Below are 24511 nucleotides of genomic sequence, written 5' to 3'. Positions count from 1 at the left end.
GTAGTTAAATAGTGGCAGATAATAGTCAAACAACAGATTTAACCGTAAGCGATAGCAACGACCACGCACTGATTGCAGGCTCTGAGCTAGACGGAGAAGGGCAAAATCCCGATCTAGGTGAACGCAGTTCATCGAAGTTCGATATGGCTGTCGGTGATCTCGATTTACTTCGTCAGGTCGTCTTAGTCCTTTCTATCTCTATCTGTGTAGCGCTGATTGTGATGCTGTTTTTCTGGGTAAAAGAGCCAGAAATGCGTCCATTAGGGGCTTACGAAACAGAAGAATTGATCCCCGTTCTTGATTACTTAGATCTGCAAAAGATCGATTACACGCTTGAAGGCAATACCATCTCAGTACCGGCGAGTGAGTACAACTCATTAAAGCTTAATATGGTACGAGCGGGTTTGAATCAAGAGCGAAACGCGGGTGATGACATCCTCATGCAAGACATGGGTTTTGGTGTATCACAACGTTTAGAACAAGAACGCCTTAAATTAAGCCGCGAAAGACAACTTGCCAAAGCCATTGAGCAGATGAAACAGGTACGTAAAGCTCAGGTTTTATTGGCCCTGCCGAAGCAGAGTGTTTTTGTACGTCATAATCAAGAAGCCTCTGCTTCTGTATTCCTAACTCTAAAAACAGGTACTAACCTCAAGCAGCAAGAAGTTGATTCTGTTGTGGATATGGTGGCAAGTGCCGTTCCGGGAATGAAAACCTCACGTATTACGGTGACCGATCAGCATGGCCGATTGTTGAGCTCAGGCTCTCAAGACCCTATGTCAGCGGCGCGTCGTAAAGAACACGAGTTAGAGCGCAATCAAGAACAAGCGCTGCGTGAAAAAATTGACTCCATCCTGATTCCTATTCTTGGGTTTGGTAACTACACCGCTCAGGTTGATATCCAGCTCGATTTCAGTGCTGTGGAGCAAACCAGAAAACGTTTTGATCCGAATACACCGGCGACTCGAAGTGAATACACCTTAGAAGATTACAACAATGGAAATACGGTGGCGGGTATTCCGGGTGCGTTGAGTAACCAGCCTCCAGCGGATGCCTCAATTCCACAAGATGTGGCTCAGATGAAAGACGGCGCGATGACAGGTCAAGGCTCTGTTCACAAAGAAGCGACTCGAAACTTTGAGCTAGACACCACCATCAGTCATGAACGTAAACAGAGCGGCACGGTTAATCGTCAGACGGTTTCTGTTGCGATCAAAGACCGCCAATCCTTGAACCCAGATACGGGTGAAGTGGTTCATACTCCGATTCCGGCGAGCGAGATCAATGCGATTCGCCAAGTACTGATTGGTACGGTGGGCTTTGATGAAACTCGTGGTGATTTGCTCAACGTATTAAGCATGCAGTTTGCACCTCAAGTAACAGATGTTGTTGCTGATGTGCCAATCTGGGAGCATCCAAACTTCAATGATTGGGTTCGTTGGTTTGCAAGTGCCTTGGTTATCATTGTGGTGGTGTTGGTACTTGTTCGCCCTGCAATGAAGAAACTGCTTAACCCAGCAGCAGACAACGATGAACAGATGTACGGACCTGATGGCATGCCAATTGGTGCCGACGGCGAAACCAGCTTAATTGGTGGTGATATTGAAGGTGGTGAGCTGTTTGAATTTGGTTCAAGTATCGACTTACCAAACCTTCATAAAGACGAGGACGTGCTGAAAGCAGTACGTGCACTTGTAGCGAATGAACCAGAGCTAGCAGCTCAAGTAGTTAAGAATTGGATGGTAGATGGCTAACGAAATAGTTCCACAACAAACTGAAGGCGGTGAAGTGCTTGATGTCTCTAGCGTGGATATCGGCTCTATCTCAGGCGATGAGCGCGCTGCGATCTTGTTGCTCAGTTTAAATGAAGAAGATGCTGCTGGTATTATTCGTCACCTAGAGCCAAAGCAGGTTCAGCGTGTGGGTAGTGCGATGGCGCGAGCTACAGACCTATCCCAAGAGAAAGTAGGCGCTGTGCACCGTGCTTTCTTAGATGATATTCAGAAGTACACCAACATTGGTATGGGCAGCGAAGACTTCATGCGTAATGCGTTAGTTGCTGCTCTGGGTGAAGACAAGGCGAATAACCTTGTTGACCAAATCCTTCTCGGCACAGGTTCGAAAGGTTTGGATTCGCTTAAGTGGATGGATCCTCGTCAGGTGGCGAGCATTATCATCAACGAGCACCCTCAAATTCAAACTATTGTGTTGTCGTACCTCGATGCCGATCAATCGGCTGAGATCCTGTCTCAGTTCCCAGAGCGAGTTCGTCTGGATCTGATGATGCGTATTGCCAACCTTGAAGAAGTTCAACCTTCGGCGCTTGCTGAACTGAATGAAATCATGGAGAAACAGTTCGCGGGTCAAGCGGGTGCTCAAGCTGCCAAAATTGGTGGCCTGAAAGCCGCGGCTGAGATCATGAACTACATGGATAACAACGTGGAAGGCGTCTTGATGGATCAAATCCGTGACCAAGACGAAGACATGGCAACACAGATTCAAGATCTGATGTTTGTCTTTGAAAACCTTATTGAAGTTGATGACCAAGGTGTTCAACGACTACTACGTGATGTTCCACAAGATATTCTACAGAAAGCACTTAAAGGTGCAGATGAAGGTCTACGTGAGAAGATCTTCAAGAACATGTCTAAACGTGCTGCCGATATGATGAGAGACGATATTGAGGCGATGCCGCCAGTCAAAGTCTCTGATGTTGAAGCGGCTCAGAAAGAGATTTTGGGTATCGCGAGGAAGATGGCAGACAGTGGCGAAATTATGCTGTCTGGTGGCGCCGACGAGTTCCTTTAATACAGAAATCTCAAAAGCCCCACACTGTTGGGGCTTTTCTTTATCCAATCTCGAACCACAGATTAACTCAGTTTAACTGCTTGAATTCACAATACAGTTAAGCCACTCATAGATAGGTACTGATATGTCAGGTGATAGAAAACGCGGCTTCCTTCGCCCTGAAGAAGATAATACGGTTGCCCAACCTCAGAAATGGGGGCTGCCTGACTACACCTCTGACGTGAGCAAACAAGCCAAAGAAACCGCTTTTAACTACGACCCTAGTTGGATGCCAACGGTTGAAGAAGCCATTGAAGATGAAGAGCTGGTTCTGACTGAAGAGCAAATCGAGCTGATTAAACAAGGCGCTTATCAGGAAGGGCTGCATCAAGGCCAAGAGGCGGGCTTTAAGCAAGGCTATGAAAAAGGCAAAGAAGAAGGTTTTGCTGCCGGTCACGAAGAAGGCAACGAAGCCGGCAAGCTTGAAGGCGTAACCGCGGGTCAAGAGTACATTCAACAGCAGGTGGCCGTCTTCATGGGGCTGGCAAACCAGTTCGCTCAACCATTAGAGTTGATGAACGCTCAGGTGGAGAAGCAATTGGTCGACATGGTGCTTACCATGGTCAAAGAAGTGGTTCATGTTGAAGTGCAAACCAACCCACAAATCATATTAGATACCGTTAAAGAATCGGTAGAGTCGTTGCCGATTTCTGGTCACGCAATCACATTGAAACTCAATCCGGAAGATGTGGCGATCATTCGCTCTGCGTATGGCGAAACTGAATTGGACTGTCGTAATTGGACACTGGTAGCAGAGCCAGCACTCAACCGTGGTGACGTGCAAATCGAAGCAGGTGAGTCGAGCGTTAACTACCGCATGGAAGATCGCGTAAAGAACGTCATTCAAAACTTCTGCGGCGCAAACCGTCACCAAGGTCATGAGTAATGCTTGAGTTAGCGAACCGTCTCAGTCAGTACAAAGTCGAAGGGTTAAAATCACGACCGATTGCCTCAGGTAAGTTAGTACGCGTTGTTGGCTTAACGCTTGAAGCGACCGGCTGTAAAGCGCCAATCGGAAGTTTGTGTTTAGTCGAAACTATGTCTGGTCAGATGGAAGCCGAAGTCGTCGGTTTCTCTGGCGATAACCTCTTTTTGATGCCGAGTGAACAAATCACCGGGATCTTACCTGGCGCTCGCGTCACGCCAATGACCACCGAAAGTGGTATCCCTGTTGGAATGGAACTGCTTGGTCGAGTGATCGACGGCGTAGGTAATCCACTCGACGGGTTAGGTCCAATCTATACAGAGCAACGCGCTTCATTTAATGCGGAGCCAATCAACCCGTTAGCTCGTAAACCGATTTCTGAACCACTCGATGTCGGCTTGAAAGCCATTAATGGTTTGCTAACCGTGGGTAAAGGGCAACGTATCGGTCTGTTTGCTGGCTCTGGTGTCGGTAAATCCGTAACTCTGGGCATGATGACTCGAGGCACAACTGCGCAAGTAGTGGTCGTAGGCCTAATCGGTGAGCGTGGACGAGAAGTTAAAGAATTTATTGAAGAGATTCTTGGTGAAGATGGCCGTAAGCGTTCGGTTGTTGTTGCCGCTCCTGCCGACTCATCACCATTGATGCGCTTAAAAGGCTGTCAAACCGCGTTGGCTGTCGCCGAGTACTTCCGCGACCAAGGCTTAGATGTTCTGCTACTCATGGATTCATTGACCCGTTTTGCTCAAGCTCAGCGTGAAATTGCTCTGTCTGTGGGTGAGCCGCCAGCAACCAAGGGCTATCCGCCATCAGTCTTCGCTAAGCTTCCTGCGCTGGTGGAACGAGCAGGTAACGGCAATGATGAACAAGGTTCTATCACGGCTTTCTTTACCGTGTTAACCGAAGGCGATGACTTACAAGATCCGATTGCGGATGCGTCGCGAGCAATTCTCGATGGTCACGTTGTGTTATCTCGTGAGATGGCCGATGCCGGTCACTACCCAGCGATTGACGTTGAGAAATCCGTCAGTCGTGTTATGCCGCAAATCACCACTGAAGAACATGTCTTGATGTCGAAAGCGGTAAGGCAAGTGCTGTCTATCTGTCGTAAAAACCAAGATTTGGTGTCGATTGGTGCTTACAAGCCAGGAACGGATCCAGCAATCGATAGTGCCTTCACGTTGAAACCAAAACTGGATGAGTACTTGCAGCAGAAGATGAAAGAGACCGTCCCATACGACATGTGCGTCAACATGTTGAAACATGTATTGGGTGGCTAACGGGTGAATAAGGTTAGTCATGGATAACGCATTAGAATTTTTGCTCGATCAAGCCAAAGATCAAGAGAACCAAGCGGTACTTGCGCTCAACAAAGCGAACTCTGAGCTGCAAGGCTACTATGAGCAGGTTGCGCAGATTGAAAAGTATCGACTGGATTATTGTCAGCAGCTCGTTGACCGCGGTAAGGCTGGCTTAACGGCGAGCCAATATGGTCACTTGAACCGCTTCTTAACTCAGTTGGATGAAACATTATCCAAACAGAGAGAAGCCGAGCACCACTTTAAAAATCAAGTCGACAACTGCCAAAGCTACTGGATGGAGTTACGCAAAAAACGTAAATCCTACGAGTGGTTGATGGAGAAAAAGCAGAAAGAGAAAGCAAAGCTGCAAGATCGAAGAGAACAAAAGCAAATGGATGAGTTTTCGACTCTGTTATACAGCCGAAAGAAGATGTGATCCTAAGCCACGAATGACGTCAGTGCTGTTCTCTATATTGTGAAAACCGAACTTATAGGCATGTTTCTTGCTCCGTTTTATATAAAATTGCGCGTTATGCCCACCAAAGGCATGAAAAGCATCCGACTTTCTTTTTGTTGCCTGATTCATGGCAGCAAAGCTAGTAGATAGAGCTTGTATATATGAATGTTAGTCTTTCCTCAAATTCAGCGACCAACAAAATGTCATCGTTGTTGGACACCGGTTCTGCCTCTTCCAAGGTAGAAGAAACCGGCGACTCTAAAGGTTTCTTTGAGTCCTTTAAAGAAGCGCTCGGCTTTGAAGAAAGTGACAGTAAAGTCGCAGCAAAAGACACAGAAAGCACTGCGAAACCTGATACTAAACAGACATCTACCGAAGGTGAAGCGTCAGCCGAAGCGAACAAAGGTGATTCCGCTGAATCAAAGGCTACTGACGAAGTGAGCGAAGCGCAAAGCTCAGAAGTAGAAGGCGAGAAAGCTGCTGATAAAACATCAGCAGAGGCTGCGTCTGGATCTGAGGCTCAGCTCAAAGCCAATTCGGGCACTGATAGCACTGTCGCTGATAAGACTGTTGCAGATAAGGCAGATGGTAAAGATGCGCAGGATACGACTAACGAATCTAAAGAACATATTGCTCAATCCCAAACTCAGGGTCCATCAGCGGTAGATGGTGCTACGCAGGCATCGCAAGCCAATGCAGCGATGAGCGAAGGCAATAAATTGCTTGGTCAATTGGATGAGGCAAACAAAACCCTAAATCAAGCGCCAAACGGCAAAGGCTTGCCTCAGCAAGGTCAGGTAGAACAAGCCCAAGGTAATATCACCGGTGCTTCTGTTGCAGGAGTTTCCGTTACGGATAAGGCGACACAACAAGCTAAGGCTGCAAATCAGGAGAAGAGCCTTGAAGTCGATTCTGAAATCGCTGTACTTACCGGAGGTAAGGGTGTTTCTCAGCTAACTGATACTGAAATTCGACAGTTGATGGATAAAGGCGTCACTCCAGAACAAATTGAAGCCAGTATGAGCCGAGAGCTGAGCCAAAAGAATGCAGCTAGTGCGGTTGCTGCCGAGCAGAGCCAAGCATTGTCAGCCGTGGATATTGAACTGGCAAAGCAAGTAGATGCCCATACCAAAGCGCTAAACCAATTGAATGGACAAATCGAATCAGAGCAGTCTGTTGTCGATAGCTTGCTTGATAAGCAACAAAGTGGCGCTAAGTTGACGGTTGATGAGCAAGCCGCTTTGGCTAAAGCGACCTCTAACCTAGACCTGTTGAATCAACAGCTCGCTAACGTTCAACAACAAGTAACAGCTTTGCTAAGTCAAGCTCCGGCTGCGAACAGTGCGTCTGGTGAACCCACTGCTATCGATTGGGATAATACGGATTCAAGCGAAACTAAAGCCTTAGCTGCGGCAGCATCAACAGCAGCTGTAGCGACGGCTACACAACAAGTGTCAGCGCAGGCCGCTTCTCAATCAGCAAACAATGCTCTTACGGACAAGGCGGCAATGCTGCACGCCAATAATGCACATGCAGCCCAACAGGCCGCAGCTCAACAAGCTAATGTGGCTTCACCTCAGCAGCAAGCAACGTTGGATCCAGCTTTAACCGCGCAAGGAATGGCGATGAATGCAACGCCAGCTGCCACAAAAGCAGGCTCGACTGATACGCTTCTTAAAGCGGGCGCCGGTGCAGCAGCACTGTCTGGTTTGGGTAAAGCGGGTGCTAAAGAAGATTCTAAAGATTCGACCTTTGCTCAGCAGATCGCTTCTGCGGCTGGTGCACAAGGTACGGCAACGGTGGGTTCAGCACCTACGCGAGCTGAAATTCAAGCTGCTCAACAAGCGCCCTTACAGCTCACCAAAGAGCTAGCCAATGAGCAAGTGGCTGAAAAAGTACAAATGATGATGTCTAAGAACCTTAAGAACTTGGACATTCGTCTCGACCCACCAGAATTGGGCCAAATGAAAATCCGCATGACCATGAATAATGACGTGGCAAACGTGCACTTTACGGTGAGTAATCAGCAAGCGAGAGATGTGATTGAACAAACCTTACCTCGCTTGAGAGAGATGCTTGCTCAGCAAGGTCTGCAGCTTGCCGATTCGTCTGTTCAACAACAGAACTCCGGTCAGGGACAAGATAGATACAACAATGGTGAGCAACAATCCGGCGCTAACCGCACAAATGATACGCAAGGTGATGAAAACCTTGATAGTGGCAGCAATCTTGAATTGAATGTCGCATCAAAGCGTGATGGAATTAGTTATTATGCCTAATATCAGGCTAAGAACGCTTGGTTAATAGAAAAAAACAGTTAATAAAAAGAACCATCAGTTAATCGCAAGAACAGGAAGTTAGAGTAAGATATGGCCGAAGAACAAGATGCACCTAAAGGGAAGAGCAAGCTCCTTATAATTATTATTGCCGTAGTTGTGTTACTGCTTGGTATAGGTGGTGCGCTGTACTTTTTCTTAGGTTCTGACGATAGCGCCTCTGAATCTCAGTCTCAGCCAGCAACGGCTGTGGTCGCTGCAGAGCCGGTTATGTATGTTAATATTCCTCAGCCCTTCTTGTTTAATGTGACAGGTGACAAAAAAGATCGCCTAGTTCAGATAAAAGCACAGCTCATGGTACGTGGCAGTAAGAATGAAGACCTGGCTCGTTACCACTCTCCACTTGTAGAAAGTACGCTACTGGCCACGTTCGCTTCGGCAACGGTTGATCAATTGCGCTCACCAACAGGCCGCGTGGAACTGCGTAATAAGGCAACAGAAGATATTAAAGCAAGCCTGGCTCAAGCTGTTGGCCAGCCTGTGATTGAAAAAGTGTTATTCACTGACTTCGTAATTCAATAGGTAATTTGTGACCGATTTATTAAGCCAAGACGAAATTGATGCGCTGTTACATGGCGTTGATGATGTTGAAGAAGTTGAAGATGTCTTAGAAACCGAAAATGACAATGCGGTCAATTTCGACTTCTCATCTCAAGATCGAATCGTCCGTGGTCGAATGCCGACCCTTGAACTTATTAACGAGCGCTTCGCACGTCATATGCGTATCAGCTTGTTTAATATGTTACGTAAAACGGCTGAAGTGTCGATCAACGGCGTACAGATGATGAAGTTTGGTGAGTACCAAAACACATTGTATGTACCCACCAGTTTAAACATGGTTCGTTTCCGTCCATTGAAAGGTACGGCACTCATCACCATGGAAGCTCGTCTGGTTTTCATTCTCGTAGAGAACTTTTTTGGCGGTGATGGTCGTTTCCACGCCAAGATTGAAGGTCGTGAATTCACGCCTACTGAAAGACGAATCATTCAGTTACTGCTGAAAATTGTTTTTGAAGATTACAAAGAAGCTTGGTCGCCAGTGATGGGGGTTGAGTTTGAATACTTGGATTCCGAAGTGAACCCAAGTATGGCGAACATTGTGAGCCCAACCGAAGTGATTGTTGTGAGTTCGTTCCACATTGAAGTGGATGGCGGTGGTGGTGACTTCCACGTTGTCATGCCTTACTCCATGGTTGAGCCGATCCGTGAACTGCTTGATGCGGGTGTTCAATCAGACAAGATGGAAACCGATGTTCGTTGGAGTACCGCACTGCGTGATGAGATCATGGATGTGCCCGTCAATTTCCGCGTGAATTTGCTAGAGCAAGATATTTCCCTTCGTGATCTGATGGAGCTGCGCCCTGGTGATGTTATCCCAATGAACATGCCTGAGCACGCAACCATGTTTGTCGAAGAACTGCCGACTTATCGTGTGAAAATGGGCCGTTCTGGTGAGAAGCTTGCAGTACAGATTTCGGAAAAAATTCAAAGACCACATGTGGTTAAAACTGATCTCGCTTTTCTAGGTAAAGACTTATTGTCTGAGCTCGAAAACAGTGATGATGACGACGAATAGTAAAATAGATAAAAGTATAGGAATTGGTAATGGAACCTAGTGAAGATCAAAAGCTAGCAGACGAATGGGCTGCAGCACTTGGTGAAGATCCTTCAGCGCCGTCAATTGATGTTGATGATGTGCTTGCGGCACCACTTGATGAGCTAACCGATTCATCATCTCCGATTTCTGAAGATGAGCGTCGTAAGCTGGATACCATTATGGATATTCCAGTGACTATTTCGATGGAAGTTGGTCGCTCTCAGATCAGTATCCGTAATTTACTTCAGTTGAACCAAGGTTCGGTTGTTGAGCTAGATAGAATTGCTGGTGAGTCACTGGATGTGATGGTAAACGGTACCTTGATTGCTCATGGTGAAGTGGTTGTGGTGAACGACAAGTTTGGTATTCGTTTGACTGACGTTATTAGCCAAACAGAACGAATTAAGAAGCTGCGTTAATGAGCTTTTTGTCTCAAAGACTTGCGGGCTCTTTTCTCGGAATGACAGGTTTGTTACGAGGAATCTTGGGAGTAGGGCTATTAACGGCTCCTTCCATTGCCTTTGCAGCAACACCGCCTTCTCTCGATTTAGCGACCACCTTTGGGTCGCTAATTTTCGTTATAGCCTTCATTTTATTTATTGCTTGGCTACTCAAGCGAATGCAAGTACCTGCGATGTCGAATCAACAAGGTTTGGCGATTGTTAGGCAAATCCCTGTTGGTACTAAAGAGCGCATCGCTATTGTGCAAGCGGGTGATGAACAGTTCTTGGTAGGGATTACCACACAATCGATTCAGCTGATCTCTAAGCTTGATAAACCTCTTACTCAGGAGATGCTGGAAAAAAGTACATTTTCAAGTCAGCTTTCCCAGCTAATAAAAAAAGATGCAAACAAGTAACGGACTTTTGAACTCCTCTTACTTTCACCAAGCCGGAGTTTTCCGAACGGTGAAAGTGTGGTTGGTTCAGCTTATTCTCCTATGCTCAATCATATTCAGTGTGTCGGTATTTGCACAAGCTGAAGACGGCACCGTCATTCCTGCGAATACCGCTGGCTCGGAATCGGTGACTATCAGCACGATGGAACAAGACCAAGCCAAATCGACAACCATGACCACGGGCAGCTTAACTGGCAATGGTGGCGGCATACCTGCCTTTACCATGACAACCAATGCCAATGGCGGTGAAGACTACTCGATTAACCTGCAAATTCTCGCGTTAATGACCATGCTTGGCTTCTTGCCGGCGATGGTGATTTTGATGACATCGTTCACTCGTATTGTGGTAGTGATGTCTATCTTGCGTCAGGCGATGGGTCTACAACAAACACCGTCTAACCAAGTCATTATTGGTATTGCGATATTCTTGACCTTCTTCATCATGTCGCCAGTGATTAACCAAGTGAACGAACAAGCAGTTCAGCCATATCTTAATGAACAGATCTCGGCACGACAGGCATTTGATGTTGCCCAAGAACCGATTAAATCCTTCATGCTTAAACAGACTCGAATCAAAGATCTTGAAACCTTTGTTGAGATTTCTGGTGCGGAAGTGACTAACCCTGAAGATGTTTCGATGGCGGTTCTGATTCCAGCATTTATCACATCGGAATTAAAAACGGCTTTCCAAATCGGCTTTATGCTGTTTTTGCCGTTCTTAATCATCGACTTGGTGGTGGCATCGGTATTGATGGCTATGGGTATGATGATGTTGTCACCGATGATTGTATCGCTGCCGTTTAAGTTGATGCTGTTTGTTCTGGTTGATGGCTGGAACTTGATACTCTCCACACTCGCCGGCAGTTTTGCCTTGTAGCTGGGGGAATAATGAATCCTGAAATATTCGTAGAGTTGTTCCGAGATGCCCTTTGGATGGTATTAATCATGGTTTGCGCCATCATTATTCCTAGCCTGTTGATCGGTTTGGTTGTGGCTGTTTTCCAAGCTGCGACCTCAATCAACGAACAAACCCTAAGTTTCCTGCCGCGTTTGATCGTAACTTTGTTGGCGTTGATGCTATTCGCACACTGGATGACCCAGATGATGATGGAGTTCTTTTTTGAGCTCATCGAACGCTTGCCGCAAGTTCTGTATTAAACCGATATGGAATACCCAACGAGCCTTGTACTAGAGTGGTTAGCCAATTATTTTTGGCCATACACTCGCATCTCAGCGATGCTGATGGTGATGACGGTAACAGGGGCACGCTTCGTGTCGCCGCGTATTCGTCTGTATTTAGGCTTGGCGATCACTTTTGCGGTGATGCCTGCGATTCCGGCCGTTCCCAAAGAGATTGAACTTCTGTCCTTTCAAGGCTTCCTGACTGTCTTCGAGCAAATTGTGATTGGCGTGGCCATGGGTTTTGTTACCCAGTTCATGATTCAAACCTTTGTTATGCTGGGTCAGATCCTCGGTATGCAATCGAGCTTGGGTTTTGCATCAATGGTCGACCCGGCTAACGGGCAAAATACGCCGGTACTTGGTCAGCTGTTCATGCTGCTAGCGACCATGTTTTTTTTGGCGACCGATGGTCACTTGAAAATGCTGCAGCTGGTGGTGTTTAGTTTTAAGACCTTGCCGATTGGCAGTGGCTCTCTAACCTCTGTAGATTTTCGAGAGCTCGCATTGTGGCTTGGTATCATGTTCAAAACAGCACTGGCGATGTCCTTATCGGGGATTATCGCGCTGCTAACGATTAACCTTTCTTTTGGTGTAATGACGCGTGCGGCACCTCAATTAAACATCTTTTCTTTGGGTTTTGCATTTGCGCTACTCGTGGGTCTGTTACTTTGTTGGTACATCCTTGGCGGCTTGTATAGTCACTATGAGCTATTCTGGATGCAGGGCGAACAACAGATATGTCGTCTAATCCGGTTAGATTGCTAGGAGACTGAAATGGCAGAGTCAGACGGTCAAGAACGCACAGAAGACGCCACGCCCAAACGCTTGCAACAGGCCAAAGAGAAAGGGCAGGTTGCAAGGTCAAAAGAGCTAGCGTCAGCATCGGTATTAATTGTCGGTGCGATTGCTTTAATGTGGTTTGGCGAATCGATGGCGAAGGCTTTGTTCGAGGCGATGCAACGCCTGTTCTCTTTGAGTCGCGACGAGATCTTTGACACTAACAAACTCCTAGAAATCGCTGGTGGTGCACTGGTGAACCTGCTGTTCCCGCTGTTTTTGATACTGATAACTTTGTTTGTTGCTGCCGTCATCGGCGCTGCGGGTGTCGGTGGGATTAACTTCTCAATGCAAGCGGCGATGCCAAAGGCGTCTAAGCTCAACCCACTCAGTGGTATCAAGCGTATGTTTGGCCTGCAAAGTTGGGTTGAACTGCTCAAGTCTATTCTTAAAGTAGCGCTCGTATCGGGGATGGCGATTTATCTGATTCAAGCCTCTCAGCATGATTTAATGCAGCTGAGCATGGACGTCTATCCACAAAACATCTTCCATGCCTTGGATATCTTGCTCAACTTTATTCTGTTGATCAGTTGTTCTTTGTTGATTGTTGTGGCGATTGATATCCCATTCCAGATTTGGCAACACGCTGATCAGCTGAAGATGACCAAACAAGAAGTCAAAGACGAATTCAAAGACACTGAAGGTAAGCCGGAAGTGAAAGGCCGAATTCGTATGCTTCAAAGGGAAGCGGCTCAGCGTCGCATGATGGCTGATGTCCCTCAAGCGGATGTGATTGTGACCAACCCGGAACACTTTTCAGTGGCGCTGCGCTATAAGCAGAATCAAGACAAAGCACCAATTGTGGTTGCTAAAGGTGTCGACCACATGGCGATGAAGATCCGAGAGATTGCGCGTGAAAATGACATCTATATCGTTCCAGCGCCGCCATTGGCGAGGGCGCTTTATCATACCACTGAGCTAGAACAACAAATTCCTGACGGTCTGTTTACAGCAGTTGCACAAGTGCTTGCATATGTTTTCCAGCTTAAACAGTACCGAAAACGAGGTGGTGAGCGACCAAAGCTGCAAGATTCTAATATGCCGATCCCACCTGATTTACGTCATTAGATCAATTGCTTGAGCTCTGCGTGATGAACCCTGATAATAGCGAGCTAGCTAATCTTCCTTTTATAGAGGTGATGGCGATAATTTGACGTGAGATGTTGGTACAGTGTTTGCTGTAGTAGCCTGAACATTATAAGCCCATAGCAAACAGCCCTGACTAAGACCTAATCCACTTGTTCAGAGAGCTACAACATAGCGAAACTGTCTAGATTTATGAAATTCTCCCTGCCTTTTGTGGACAAGCTACCTAAAATCCCTAACCGTGCCATGCCTGCGATTGGTGCACCTGTTATGGTACTTGCAACGCTTGCTATGGTGGTGTTGCCCATTCCAGCTTTCTTGTTGGATATGTTCTTCACCTTCAATATTGCACTGTCTATGGTTGTGCTATTGGTATCGGTTTATACCCGCAGGCCTTTAGATTTCGCTGCATTCCCGACCGTCCTGCTGATTGCGACTCTACTTCGATTGGCCTTGAACGTTGCTTCGACACGTGTGGTATTGCTCCATGGTCACGAAGGTGGCGACGCGGCAGGTAACGTGATTGAAGCCTTCGGTAACGTGGTTATCGGTGGTAACTACGCGGTTGGTTTAGTGGTGTTCTTGATTCTTATGATCATCAACTTCATGGTTGTAACCAAAGGTGCGGGTCGTATCTCGGAAGTAAGCGCGCGTTTCACGTTAGACGCCTTACCGGGTAAACAGATGGCAATCGATGCCGACTTGAACGCAGGTTTGATCGACCAAGACCAAGCGCGTCTGAGACGTTTTGAAGTCACCAAAGAAGCTGACTTCTACGGTTCCATGGACGGTGCTTCTAAGTTTGTTAAAGGCGATGCGATCGCTGGTATCTTAATCTTATTCATCAACATCATTGGTGGCTTGAGCATTGGTATGGCTCAGTTTGATCTTGGTTTTGGTGAAGCAATCGAAATCTACACGCTACTGACTATCGGTGATGGTCTGGTTGCACAAATTCCATCTCTATTACTGTCTATTGCAGCTGCGATGATGGTAACGCGCCAAAATACTGATGAAGATATGGGTGAGCAACTTGTCTTCCAGATGTTCGACAATCCAAAAGCCTTGATGATCACCGCCGCCATCCTTGGCATCATGGGTATTGTTCCGGGTATGCCACATTTCTCGTTCTTGAGCCTTGCCATCGTTGCAGGCGCGGGGGCGTATTACATCGATAAAAAGAACAAGAAGAAGGCGGAAGAGCCTAACCTTCCGGCGACAGTTGAAGCGAATGGAGAAGTAGGCTCTCAGAAGGAGCTCTCTTGGGATGATGTTCAACCTGTCGATATTATTGGTTTAGAAGTGGGTTACCGTTTAATTCCTTTGGTTGATAGAGACCAAGGTGGTGAATTGCTTGAACGCGTTAAAGGTGTGCGTAAAAAGCTGTCTCAAGACTTTGGTTTCTTGATCCCAGCGGTACACATTCGCGATAACCTAGAACTGACACCAAACAGCTACCGTATTACCCTGATGGGTGTTGCTGTGGGTGAAGCTGAGATTAAGCCAGACATGGAGCTCGCGATTAACCCGGGCCAAGTCTATGGCATGATCGATGGCGAGCCGACGATTGACCCTGCCTTTGGCCTTGAAGCGGTTTGGATTCGTGAAGAGCAGCGTGAACACGCACAAGCTCTAGGTTATACCGTTGTAGATTCTTCTACAGTACTGGCGACACACCTTAGCCAGCTGCTAACCAACAACGCATCGCAGCTCATTGGCCACGAAGAAGTTCAGAACTTACTTGAGATGCTCAGCCGCTCAACACCTAAGCTGGTGGAAGGTTTTGTACCGGATCAATTGCAGTTGGGTGTGGTTGTGAAAGTGCTACAGAACCTGCTGAATGAAGCGATTCCAATTCGTGACATTCGAACCATAGTCCAAACTTTGTCGGAGTATTCAGGTAAGAGTCAAGAACCTGACATACTTACTGCGGCGGTTCGCATCTCATTGAAACGATTAATTGTTCAGGAAATCAATGGTATAGAGCCCGAGTTACCAGTGATAACCTTGATTCCTGAGCTGGAACAAATCTTGCATCAAACCATGCAGGCATCCGGCGGAGAATCTGCTGGTATTGAACCTGGTTTAGCCGAACGTTTACAGACCTCTCTCAGCCACGCTACACAAGAGCAAGAGCTGAAAGGTGAGCCCGCGGTACTATTGACCTCTGGCGTGTTGCGTTCGACTCTGGCTAAGTTCGTGAAGAACACGATCCCAAGCTTGCGAGTCTTGTCTTACCAAGAAATACCGGACGAAAAGCAGATACGTATAGTACAAGCTGTTGGTAATTAAGCCGCCTAATTAGAACGGACAATCGAATTGAAAATTAAACGATTTTTTGCAAAAGATATGCGAACGGCTCTGCTCCAAGTTAAAGAAGAACTTGGTTCAGAAGCGGTGATCATGTCTAACAAAAAGGTCGCAGGTGGCGTGGAAATTGTTGCCGCTATTGATGGCGAATCCAGCCCGTCGACAGCGAGCCAGAGATTAAATAAACCTCAGCAGCCTGCACAAAGCCAATATACGCAAATGGCCGCGCCCGCAGCTCCTGCTGGGCGACGTCAACTAGACGATGACAAGGTTAGCCTACAGTCGAATGTTGAAGGTGGACGCTCAATGACTAAGCGCTTTGCGAATATGCTTAAGCAATACAGTCATGGCGCCGATGATGAGCCACAGCATCGTGCAGAAAATGAAGATTCATTGTCAGCATTGCTCAATCGCCAATCAAGCACGGGCCATAAGCCTCATAGTCATCAGACTCAAAGCAATTTGCAGTCTCATGGCCATCAGCAATCTCACGGTAACCAACAGTCTCACGGAAATCTTGATTCTGCATTTGCTCGTGAAACGGGTTTGTCTAAGTTGATTGCTGAAGACCGCAGAGTAGAGCGCCCGACACCTCGCTTGGATCCTACCCGTTATGATCGTGGTCGAGAGAACACTCAGTCCAAAGGTTCTGATACTGAAATGGAAACGATGCGCGAAGAGATGACCTCAATTCGTCGTCTGTTAGAGCATCAAGTTTCTGGGTTGATGTGGCAAGAAGTTGAGCGCCGTGAACCACTGAGAGCCATGCTTATTAAGCGCCTTGAACGTATGGGTGTATCTGCAGAGCTTGCCGATCAAATGGCTTGCTACATTCCTGAAGATACTAAACCTGCACGTGCATGGAAGGCTCTGTTAGCTCTGGTTGCTGACCAAATCTCCGTTACACAAAAAGATATTTTAAAACGCGGCGGTATTGTGGCTCTACTTGGCCCAACCGGCGTGGGTAAAACAACGACTGTTGCAAAGCTAGCTGCACGTGCTGCCATGGAATATGGCGCTGATAACGTCGCACTAGTGACAACTGACACATATCGTATAGGTGCACATGAGCAGTTATCGATCTACGGCCGAATTATGGGTTGTCCTGTAAGAGTTGCTAAAGATTCTAGCGAACTGGCCGATGTAATATATCAGTTACGTAATCGTCGCCTGATTCTGGTCGATACTGCAGGCATGGGACAACGAGATGTTCGCCTATCTGAGCAGTTAGACACATTGATGCAAGAGAGTGGTTCCGTTATCAATAGCTACCTTGTGTTGCCTGCAACCGCGCAACGCAAAGTGCTGCAAGAAACAATTGAACACTTTAGAAGAATCCCGTTGTCGGGATGCATCATGACTAAGCTGGATGAATCCCTAAGTCTAGGTGAATTCATCAGTGTCGTAATACAAAATGCATTACCAGTTGCTTACATAGCAAATGGTCAACGAGTTCCTGAAGATATCGTTATAGCTCAGCCAAAGTACATGATTGCTAAGGCTAATGAGCTATTAGAAAAATCTACAGAGAATGAACCTCATTACTGGAATAGCGATTCTGAAGGGCTCTAGGCGGCGGATAAATATGAATGAAAATATGATACATGACCAAGCTAGCGGCCTCCGTCGCTTAACCAAGCCTTCACTCACAAAAGTTATCGCTGTAACCGGTGGTAAGGGAGGCGTTGGTAAATCTAATGTGACGTTAGGTATGGCTATTTGCATGGCGCGCCAAGGCAAAAAAGTCATGGTGCTAGATGCCGATTTAGGACTAGCGAACGTCGATATCATGCTAGGTATTCGTTCTAAACGAAACCTTGGGCATGTGTTGGCTGGCGAATGTGAACTTAAGGATGCGATTGTCGAAGGGCCGCACGGAATTAAAATTATTCCAGCGACATCGGGCACTCAAAGCATGACTGAACTTTCACACGCACAGCATGCTGGTTTGATTCGCGCATTCGGTTCGCTTGAAGACGAGATGGATATCTTGTTGGTTGATACCGCAGCCGGTATTTCGGACATGGTGATCAGCTTCTCAAGAGCGGCGCAAGACGTGGTTGTCGTGGTATGTGATGAACCTACCTCGATCACGGATGCATATGCTTTGATTAAGCTTTTAAGCAGAGAACACCAAGTTCAGCGATTCAAAGTTGTTGCAAATATGGTCAGAAGCTACCGCGAAGGCCGAGAATTATTTGCAAAGTTGACTTTGGTCACAGAGCGCTTCTTGAATGTGAGCCTCGAACTCGTAGCATGTATTCCTTTAGATGATAAAGTACGTCAATCAGTCAAGAGACAGAAAATCGTAGTCGATGCGTTTCCTCGCTCTCCAGCTGCATTGGCAATCAGCTCTTTGGCTAACAAAGCCTTGACCTGGCCAATACCAAAAACACCGAGCGGACACTTGGAGTTCTTTGTTGAAAGGCTGCTGAATCGTACTGAATTTATAGAGGAACCATTTGGTGAATAAAGCGCTTACTTACGACCAACACGCTAATCACAATAGCCAACAGGCTTTTTTTGAGAAGTACTCTGTGTTGGTTAAACGTATCGCTCATCACTTGTTGGGGCGATTACCGCCTAATGTATTGGTTGATGACTTAATTCAAGCTGGCATGATCGGCTTGATTGAAGCGCAACAAAACTATGATGGTACCAAAGGCGCAAGCTTTGAGACGTATGCTGGTATTCGGATTCGCGGGGCAATGTTGGATGACATTCGCCGTGGGGACTGGGTGCCGAGATCGGTTCATAAGAACAATCGAGAAATCAGCAGTGCAATTGCGGAATTAGAGGGTATCCTCAACCGCGACCCGAGTGATGCCGAAGTGGCAAAACACATGGGGCTCAGTTTAGAGCAGTATCACAGTGCTTTAACTGACATTAATTGCTCAAGACTGGTTGGAATTGAAGATTTAGGCGTCTCAGATGATGTAATATCTCCGAATGAAGACTCTCAAGATAATACGCCTTTTCAAGGGGTTGCTGATGAGTCATTCCGCCAAGCTTTGATCGATTCGATAAAACAACTTCCGGAAAGGGAAGGCCTTGTGCTTTCGCTTTATTACGACGAAGAACTCAATTTAAAAGAGATTGGGGAAGTGTTAGGTGTCAGCGAATCTCGTGTCAGCCAAATACTGAGCCAATCTATGCAGCGTTTACGCACTAAGTTAAGTGCTTGGACACAGAACGACTAACAACACTGATCCTATTCAGTGGAGGCTAATTTGAACAAAAACATGAAAATTCTCATTGTTGATGATTTTTCAACGATGCGCCGAATTGTTAAAAACCTACTTCGCGATTTAGGTTTCAACAACACTCAAGAAGCAGATGATGGCTTGACCGCGTTACCTATGCTGAAAAAAGGCGAATTTGATTTCGTGGTAACTGACTGGAACATGCCAGGCATGCAAGGGATTGACCTGCTTAAACACATTCGCGCAGACGCAGAACTTAAGCACCTTCCAGTGCTTATGATCACAGCTGAAGCGAAGCGTGAGCAGATCATCGAAGCTGCGCAAGCGGGTGTTAATGGTTACATTGTGAAGCCTTTCACTGCTGCAACGCTGAAAGAGAAACTTGATAAGATTTTTGATCGCTTATAAGCATCAATAAATTTAGGCACTTCTAGGTAAACACTGACTGATAAGTTATCTGTTTATCTCGATAGCCTAAGCGCACAAAGTATGCGGAGTAAGGCCGAATTCAGGATGATTTCATTAGAACAAGCAAAAAAATTAGTAGAGCTGCTTGAGAACGATGAGCAGCAAAATGCTGATTCTCTTGTGAGAAGCATTTATGAAGATAACTTTAGTCTTCAAGACAATCCAATGCTTCAAGAAATAGGAAGTCTGACACGCGACCTCCACGACTCTTTGACTCAATTCAATTTCGATGAACGCATCAGCGTTATCGCAAATGACGAAATCCCTGATGCAAGGGATCGCCTTCAGTATGTCATTGATAAAACGGAAGTTGCGGCAAATAAGACGATGGACGCTGTCGATCGCTGTATGCCAATCGCAGACAACCTACACGAGTGTTTACTTCAAGTAAGGCCTCAATGGAATGAACTGATGCATGGCCGCATTGAGCTGGCACAATTTAAAGCTTTATGTCACCGCATTGATGGATTGCTTGTCCAAGTAGAAGGCGACAGTACTGAACTACGCGGACAATTGACTGAAATCTTGATGGCTCAGGATTTCCAAGATTTAACTGGGCAGATAATCAGCAAAGTTATTACCTTGGTGAATGAGGTGGAAGGACGTTTGGTCGAGATTCTCACGGTATTCGGTGCGAATCAAAAAGAGCCAACTCCAGAGTCAGAGAAGAAAGCATCGATTGCGCCTGAAGGTCCAATTATGAACCCAGAAGAGCGCGAAGACGCTGTCGCATCTCAAGATGAAGTCGACGATTTGTTATCCAGTCTTGGATTTTAAAGGTAACGTATGAGCTACGATTTAGACGAAGATATTCTTCAGGACTTTTTAGTCGAAGCAGGAGAGATCCTTGAACTCCTATCAGAACAACTGGTAGAGCTTGAGAATAACCCTGACGACAAAGACCTATTAAATGCTATTTTCCGTGGTTTCCATACAGTAAAAGGTGGTGCTGGTTTCCTAGCATTAACTGAGCTGGTGGATACTTGTCATGGTGCTGAGAATGTGTTCGACATTCTGCGAAACGGCCAACGCAGCGTAACATCAGGTTTGATGGATACCATGCTGCAGGCGCTAGATACAGTCAATGTACAGTTTCGCGCCGTGCAAGATCAGGAACCTTTAGTGCCAGCCGACCAATCTTTATTGGATGAACTTCACCGTCTCTGTAAACCAGAGTCTGCGGATGAAGTGGCACCAGTAGAAGCGCCTGCACCTATTATCCCTGAACCTGTTGTTGCAGCGCCTGAGCCTGTTATTGCTCCGGAACCTACTGCTGAAAGCTCAAACATCAATGCATCTTCAGTCGATGATATCTCTGAAGATGAGTTTGAACGCTTGCTTGATGAGCTTCACGGTAAAGGTGGTTCACCAACAGCGCCTTCTGCACCAACACCGCCGCCAGCACCCGCTGCACCTCAGTCTGTTGCTGACAGTGGTGATATTACTGATGACGAATTTGAAAAGTTATTAGATGAATTGCACGGTGCGGGTAAGAGCCCGACAGCGGCAAGTTCAACGCCTCCTCCACCGCCAACGCCGCCAGCAGCACCTGTTTCGGCGATGTCTGAAGGCGATGATCTGATGACTGACGAAGAGTTCGAGAAGTTACTTGACCAACTACATGGCTCAGGTAATGGACCTTCGATTGAAGAATTGGATGCCGCGACTAAGCCAGCAGAAGTTAAGGCAGTAGCACCTCAAGCTGCGCCTAAACCTGCTGCGCCAGTTGCCGTTAAAGCTGAGCCAAAACCGAGCGCTCCAGCAAAAGCTGAAGTTAAAGTGCCGGCTAAGAAGCAACAAGCTGAAGCGACAGTTCGTGTTGATACATCAACACTGGACACCATCATGAACATGGTGGGTGAACTGGTATTGGTGCGTAACCGACTAGTCAGCCTAGGCCTCAACAGCAACGACGAAGAAATGTCGAAAGCTGTCTCTAACTTAGATGTTGTTACTGCAGACCTTCAAGGTGCGGTAATGAAGACTCGTATGCAGCCGATCAAGAAAGTATTTGGTCGCTTCCCACGAGTTGTCCGTGACCTTGCTCGTAGCTTGAAGAAAGACATCGTTCTTGAAATGCGTGGCGAAGAAACGGACCTTGATAAAAACTTAGTAGAAGCACTTGCTGATCCCCTGATTCACTTGGTGAGAAACTCTGTCGATCATGGTATTGAAATGCCAAACGACCGTGTTGCTGCGGGTAAATCACAAACGGGTAAAGTGATTCTGTCTGCCTCTCAAGAAGGTGACCACATTGAACTGGCTATCGTTGATGACGGTGGCGGTATGGACCCTGATAAGCTTCGTGCTATCGCGGTTAAACGTGGCCTGATGGATGAAGATGCAGCGTCTCGCTTATCAAATAAAGAGTGTTTTAACCTGATTTTTGCTCCTGGCTTCTCAAGCAAAGAGCAGATCTCGGATATCTCTGGTCGTGGTGTGGGTATGGACGTTGTGAAAACAGCGATCAACACACTGAACGGCTCTATTGATATTGATTCAGAAATGGGACAGGGCACCAAGATCACCATCAAGGTTCCACTAACCCTAGCGATTCTACCAACCTTGATGGTCGGTGTTGCAGGTCACCCATTTGCATTGCCATTGGCATCGGTTAACGAGATTTTCCACCTAGATTTAAGCCGCACAAACGTGGTTGATGGTCAGCTGACGATCATCGTTCGCGATAAGTCTATTCCGTTGTTCTACTTGCAAAACTGGCTTGCACCTAAAGCGGGTATTGTTGAACTGCGCAAAGGACACGGCCATGTTGTTATCGTGCAACTTGGTAGCCAACGTGTTGGTTTTGTTGTCGATACGCTGATCGGTCAAGAAGAAGTAGTCATCAAGCCGCTTGATAAGCTTCTGCAAGGCACGCCAGGAATGGCAGGCGCGACAATTACAAGTGACGGACACATTGCATTGATTCTAGATGTGCCGGACTTGTTGAAGCAGTACGCAGCAGCGTCAAGAATTTAATTTAAGGATAAATATGGCGATTAAAGTATTAGTCGTTGATGATTCGAGTTTTTTTCGTCGTCGCGTTAGCGAGATCATCAACTCAGAGGCTCGCCTAGAAGTCATTGATGTTGCAGTAAACGGTAAAGAAGCCGTTGAGAAAGCGAAACAGCTAAGACCTGACGTAATCACTATGGACATTGAAATGCCTGTCATGGACGGTATCACTGCCGTTCGTGAGATCATGGCCGCGTCTCCAACGCCTATTTTGATGTTTTCATCGTTAACGCATGATGGAGCGAGAGCAACGTTAGATGCGTTAGATGCAGGTGCTCTCGACTTCTTACCTAAGAAGTTTGAAGACATCGCACGTAACCGCGACGATGCAGTTGCATTGCTTCAACAGCGAGTGATTCAGATTGCTGCAAAGCGTGCATTTATGCGTCGTGCTCCTATTGTGCCGAGAGCGACAGCAACGACTTCAACATCTACGCCATTACGCCAACCAATTTCAACAACAGCTGCGACTTCCACAGCGAAGCCTGCGGTTGCATCAACGGCGAAATTCAGAGCGTCAGGTAAGAAGTATCAATTAACAGCAATTGGTACGTCGACTGGCGGCCCTGTTGCTCTACAGAAGATTTTGACTCGCATCCCTGCCAACTATCCACATCCCATTGTGTTAGTTCAGCATATGCCTGCAACATTCACCGCTGCTTTTGCAAGTCGATTGAACACCTTGTGTAAGATTGAAGTTCGTGAAGCGCAAGACGGTGATGTGCTAAAGCCTGGCGTGGCGTATCTTGCTCCGGGTGGTAAACAGATGATGGTGGATGGCCGCGCAGGGTCTGCACGTCTAAGAATTATCGATGGCGGCGACCGCATGAACTACAAGCCTTGTGTGGATGTCACATTCGGCTCTGCAGCGAAGATCTACGGCGACAAAGTCTTGTCTATGATACTGACCGGTATGGGAGCAGATGGCCGAGAAGGTTCGCGTATGTTGAAAACTGCGGGCTCGACGATTTGGGCACAAGACGAAGATAGTTGTGTTGTATATGGTATGCCTCAAGCTGTAGCAAAAGCTGGCATTTCTACTGAAGACCTACCTCTAGACCGCATTGCGGAAAGGATCTTGGTTGAAGTTGGGTTAGCTTAGGTAAATCGAAATGATTGTTTGGAGTGTTGCAAACCAAAAAGGTGGTGTTGGTAAAACGACCACGACCGTGACTCTAGCAGGTTTACTTGCGTTGAAGGGGCACCGTGTTCTGTTGGTTGATACTGACCCACATGCATCACTGACCACCTATCTGGGTTACGACTCAGATACGGTGGAATCGAGCCTGTTTGATCTGTTCCAGTTGCGTGAGTTTAATGCGCAGACGGTAAGACCTTTGCTTCTACAAACGGAAGTCGAAGGTATCGATATTATCCCTGCGCACATGTCTTTGGCGACATTAGACCGTGTAATGGGAAATCGAAGCGGCATGGGGTTGATCTTGAAGCGTGCTTTGGCCGCTTTGAAAGACGACTATGACTATGTGTTGATTGATTGCCCGCCAATTCTTGGTGTGATGATGGTCAATGCATTGGCTGCTAGCGATCGTATATTGATTCCGGTACAGACTGAGTTTTTGGCGATGAAGGGCTTAGAGCGCATGATTCGCACTTTGACCATCATGCAGAAGTCTCGAAAAACACCGTTTAAGGTTACGATTGTCCCGACGATGTACGACAAGCGAACCAAAGCCTCACTGCAAACATTAACGCAGCTCAAAGATGATTACCCAAACCAAGTTTGGACGTCTGCTGTGCCGATTGATACCAAGTTTCGAGATGCGAGCCTAAAGCGCTTGCCAGCCTCTCATTTTGCATCGGGTAGCCGTGGTGTATTTGCTTATAAACAGTTGCTTATTTATCTCGAAAGGTTGGCGATAAATGAGCGCGAATAAAGAATCAACATTGGCGCAGCCAAGTCTCTCCAGTGAACAAGCACTGGATGATTATTTTACTGCGCTGTTAGGTGATGAAAGCTTTGAATCTGACGATTTTTTTGTTGACGAGTCGAGCGACGAATCACAATCTGAAGAGCCAGAGCCAGAGCCA

General features: G+C 46.8%; 23 protein-coding genes and 1 pseudogene. All 24 read left to right on the top strand.

The features are described from left to right. The first annotated feature begins 11 nt into the window (after nucleotides 1-11). Nucleotides 12-1754 carry a flagellar basal-body MS-ring/collar protein FliF gene (gene fliF, locus AB4323_RS18485; RefSeq protein WP_017060683.1) on the top strand — a complete coding sequence of 581 codons (1743 nt, stop codon included), beginning with the start codon at nucleotides 12-14 and terminating at the stop codon, nucleotides 1752-1754. Continuing rightward, nucleotides 1747-2808: a flagellar motor switch protein FliG gene (gene fliG, locus AB4323_RS18480; RefSeq protein ID WP_017060682.1), complete on the top strand. Its 1062-nt coding sequence runs from the start codon at nucleotides 1747-1749 to the stop codon at nucleotides 2806-2808. The genes fliF and fliG overlap by 8 nt, the downstream gene beginning before the upstream one ends. A 124-nt stretch (nucleotides 2809-2932) precedes the next feature. Further along, a complete protein-coding gene (fliH, locus tag AB4323_RS18475; protein ID WP_017060681.1) occupies nucleotides 2933-3733 on the top strand; it encodes a flagellar assembly protein FliH in 801 nt (266 codons plus the stop codon). Next, nucleotides 3733-5052, top strand: a complete 1320-nt coding sequence (gene fliI, locus AB4323_RS18470) for a flagellar protein export ATPase FliI (RefSeq protein ID WP_017060680.1) — start codon at nucleotides 3733-3735, stop codon at nucleotides 5050-5052. The genes fliH and fliI overlap by 1 nt, the downstream gene beginning before the upstream one ends. 19 nt (nucleotides 5053-5071) lie before the next feature. After that, nucleotides 5072-5509: a flagellar export protein FliJ gene (gene fliJ / locus AB4323_RS18465; protein WP_017060679.1), complete on the top strand. Its 438-nt coding sequence runs from the start codon at nucleotides 5072-5074 to the stop codon at nucleotides 5507-5509. Between the two features lie 182 nt (nucleotides 5510-5691). Next, nucleotides 5692-7809, top strand: coding sequence for a flagellar hook-length control protein FliK (locus AB4323_RS18460; protein ID WP_372153057.1), 2118 nt, complete (start codon nucleotides 5692-5694; stop codon nucleotides 7807-7809). 90 nt (nucleotides 7810-7899) lie between these two features. Then, complete coding sequence (gene fliL / locus AB4323_RS18455) at nucleotides 7900-8388, top strand: flagellar basal body-associated protein FliL (protein WP_017060677.1); 489 nt, start codon at nucleotides 7900-7902, stop codon at nucleotides 8386-8388. 7 nt (nucleotides 8389-8395) lie between these two features. Next, nucleotides 8396-9442, top strand: a complete 1047-nt coding sequence (fliM, locus tag AB4323_RS18450) for a flagellar motor switch protein FliM (RefSeq protein WP_017060676.1) — start codon at nucleotides 8396-8398, stop codon at nucleotides 9440-9442. Nucleotides 9443-9471: 29 nt separating this feature from the next. Further along, on the top strand, nucleotides 9472-9882 hold the full coding sequence (gene fliN / locus AB4323_RS18445) for a flagellar motor switch protein FliN (protein WP_004739851.1): 411 nt from the start codon (nucleotides 9472-9474) through the stop codon (nucleotides 9880-9882). Continuing rightward, nucleotides 9882-10322, top strand: coding sequence for a flagellar biosynthetic protein FliO (gene fliO / locus AB4323_RS18440; RefSeq protein ID WP_017060675.1), 441 nt, complete (start codon nucleotides 9882-9884; stop codon nucleotides 10320-10322). Before fliN ends, fliO begins: the two co-directional genes overlap by 1 nt. Then, complete coding sequence (fliP, locus tag AB4323_RS18435; RefSeq protein WP_372147805.1) at nucleotides 10309-11238, top strand: flagellar type III secretion system pore protein FliP; 930 nt, start codon at nucleotides 10309-10311, stop codon at nucleotides 11236-11238. Before fliO ends, fliP begins: the two co-directional genes overlap by 14 nt. 11 nt (nucleotides 11239-11249) lie before the next feature. Beyond that, complete coding sequence (fliQ, locus tag AB4323_RS18430) at nucleotides 11250-11519, top strand: flagellar biosynthesis protein FliQ (protein ID WP_029235191.1); 270 nt, start codon at nucleotides 11250-11252, stop codon at nucleotides 11517-11519. A gap of 6 nt (nucleotides 11520-11525) precedes the next feature. After that, a complete protein-coding gene (gene fliR, locus AB4323_RS18425; RefSeq protein ID WP_017060672.1) occupies nucleotides 11526-12308 on the top strand; it encodes a flagellar biosynthetic protein FliR in 783 nt (260 codons plus the stop codon). 9 nt (nucleotides 12309-12317) lie between these two features. Further along, complete coding sequence (gene flhB / locus AB4323_RS18420; protein WP_017064116.1) at nucleotides 12318-13448, top strand: flagellar biosynthesis protein FlhB; 1131 nt, start codon at nucleotides 12318-12320, stop codon at nucleotides 13446-13448. 210 nt (nucleotides 13449-13658) lie between these two features. Further along, nucleotides 13659-15758, top strand: coding sequence for a flagellar biosynthesis protein FlhA (gene flhA / locus AB4323_RS18415; protein ID WP_017064115.1), 2100 nt, complete (start codon nucleotides 13659-13661; stop codon nucleotides 15756-15758). A 27-nt stretch (nucleotides 15759-15785) separates the two neighbouring features. Next, nucleotides 15786-17348 carry a flagellar biosynthesis protein FlhF gene (gene flhF, locus AB4323_RS18410; RefSeq protein WP_029235190.1) on the top strand — a complete coding sequence of 521 codons (1563 nt, stop codon included), beginning with the start codon at nucleotides 15786-15788 and terminating at the stop codon, nucleotides 17346-17348. Nucleotides 17349-17361: 13 nt separating this feature from the next. Continuing rightward, the gene (locus tag AB4323_RS18405) at nucleotides 17362-18249 is read left to right on the top strand and encodes a MinD/ParA family protein (protein ID WP_017060668.1); all 888 of its coding nucleotides are present in this window, start codon (nucleotides 17362-17364) and stop codon (nucleotides 18247-18249) included. Beyond that, nucleotides 18242-18976 carry an RNA polymerase sigma factor FliA gene (locus AB4323_RS18400; protein WP_017060667.1) on the top strand — a complete coding sequence of 245 codons (735 nt, stop codon included), beginning with the start codon at nucleotides 18242-18244 and terminating at the stop codon, nucleotides 18974-18976. Before AB4323_RS18405 ends, AB4323_RS18400 begins: the two co-directional genes overlap by 8 nt. Nucleotides 18977-19018: 42 nt before the next feature. Further along, nucleotides 19019-19387, top strand: coding sequence for a chemotaxis response regulator CheY (gene cheY / locus AB4323_RS18395; RefSeq protein WP_016767062.1), 369 nt, complete (start codon nucleotides 19019-19021; stop codon nucleotides 19385-19387). A gap of 105 nt (nucleotides 19388-19492) precedes the next feature. Next, nucleotides 19493-20224, top strand: coding sequence for a protein phosphatase CheZ (locus AB4323_RS18390; protein ID WP_017064113.1), 732 nt, complete (start codon nucleotides 19493-19495; stop codon nucleotides 20222-20224). Between the two features lie 9 nt (nucleotides 20225-20233). Beyond that, nucleotides 20234-22426, top strand: coding sequence for a chemotaxis protein CheA (locus AB4323_RS18385; protein WP_017064112.1), 2193 nt, complete (start codon nucleotides 20234-20236; stop codon nucleotides 22424-22426). A 13-nt stretch (nucleotides 22427-22439) separates the two neighbouring features. After that, nucleotides 22440-23564, top strand: coding sequence for a chemotaxis response regulator protein-glutamate methylesterase (locus tag AB4323_RS18380; RefSeq protein ID WP_372134026.1), 1125 nt, complete (start codon nucleotides 22440-22442; stop codon nucleotides 23562-23564). Between the two features lie 10 nt (nucleotides 23565-23574). Then, entirely contained in the window at nucleotides 23575-24357 is a 783-nt protein-coding gene (locus tag AB4323_RS18375; RefSeq protein WP_017064111.1) for a ParA family protein, read from the top strand. Next, nucleotides 24344-24511 (top strand): annotated as a pseudogene (locus AB4323_RS18370) (chemotaxis protein CheW); the annotation flags it as partial. The gene AB4323_RS18375 and the pseudogene AB4323_RS18370, both read left to right, overlap by 14 nt.

The organism is Vibrio sp. 10N.261.52.C11 (assembly GCF_041471405.1).
In the GTDB taxonomy this organism is placed as follows: domain Bacteria; phylum Pseudomonadota; class Gammaproteobacteria; order Enterobacterales; family Vibrionaceae; genus Vibrio; species Vibrio crassostreae_C.
Note: the sequence above shows the minus strand (reverse complement) of the source record. Positions and strands in the feature narration are given on the sequence as shown.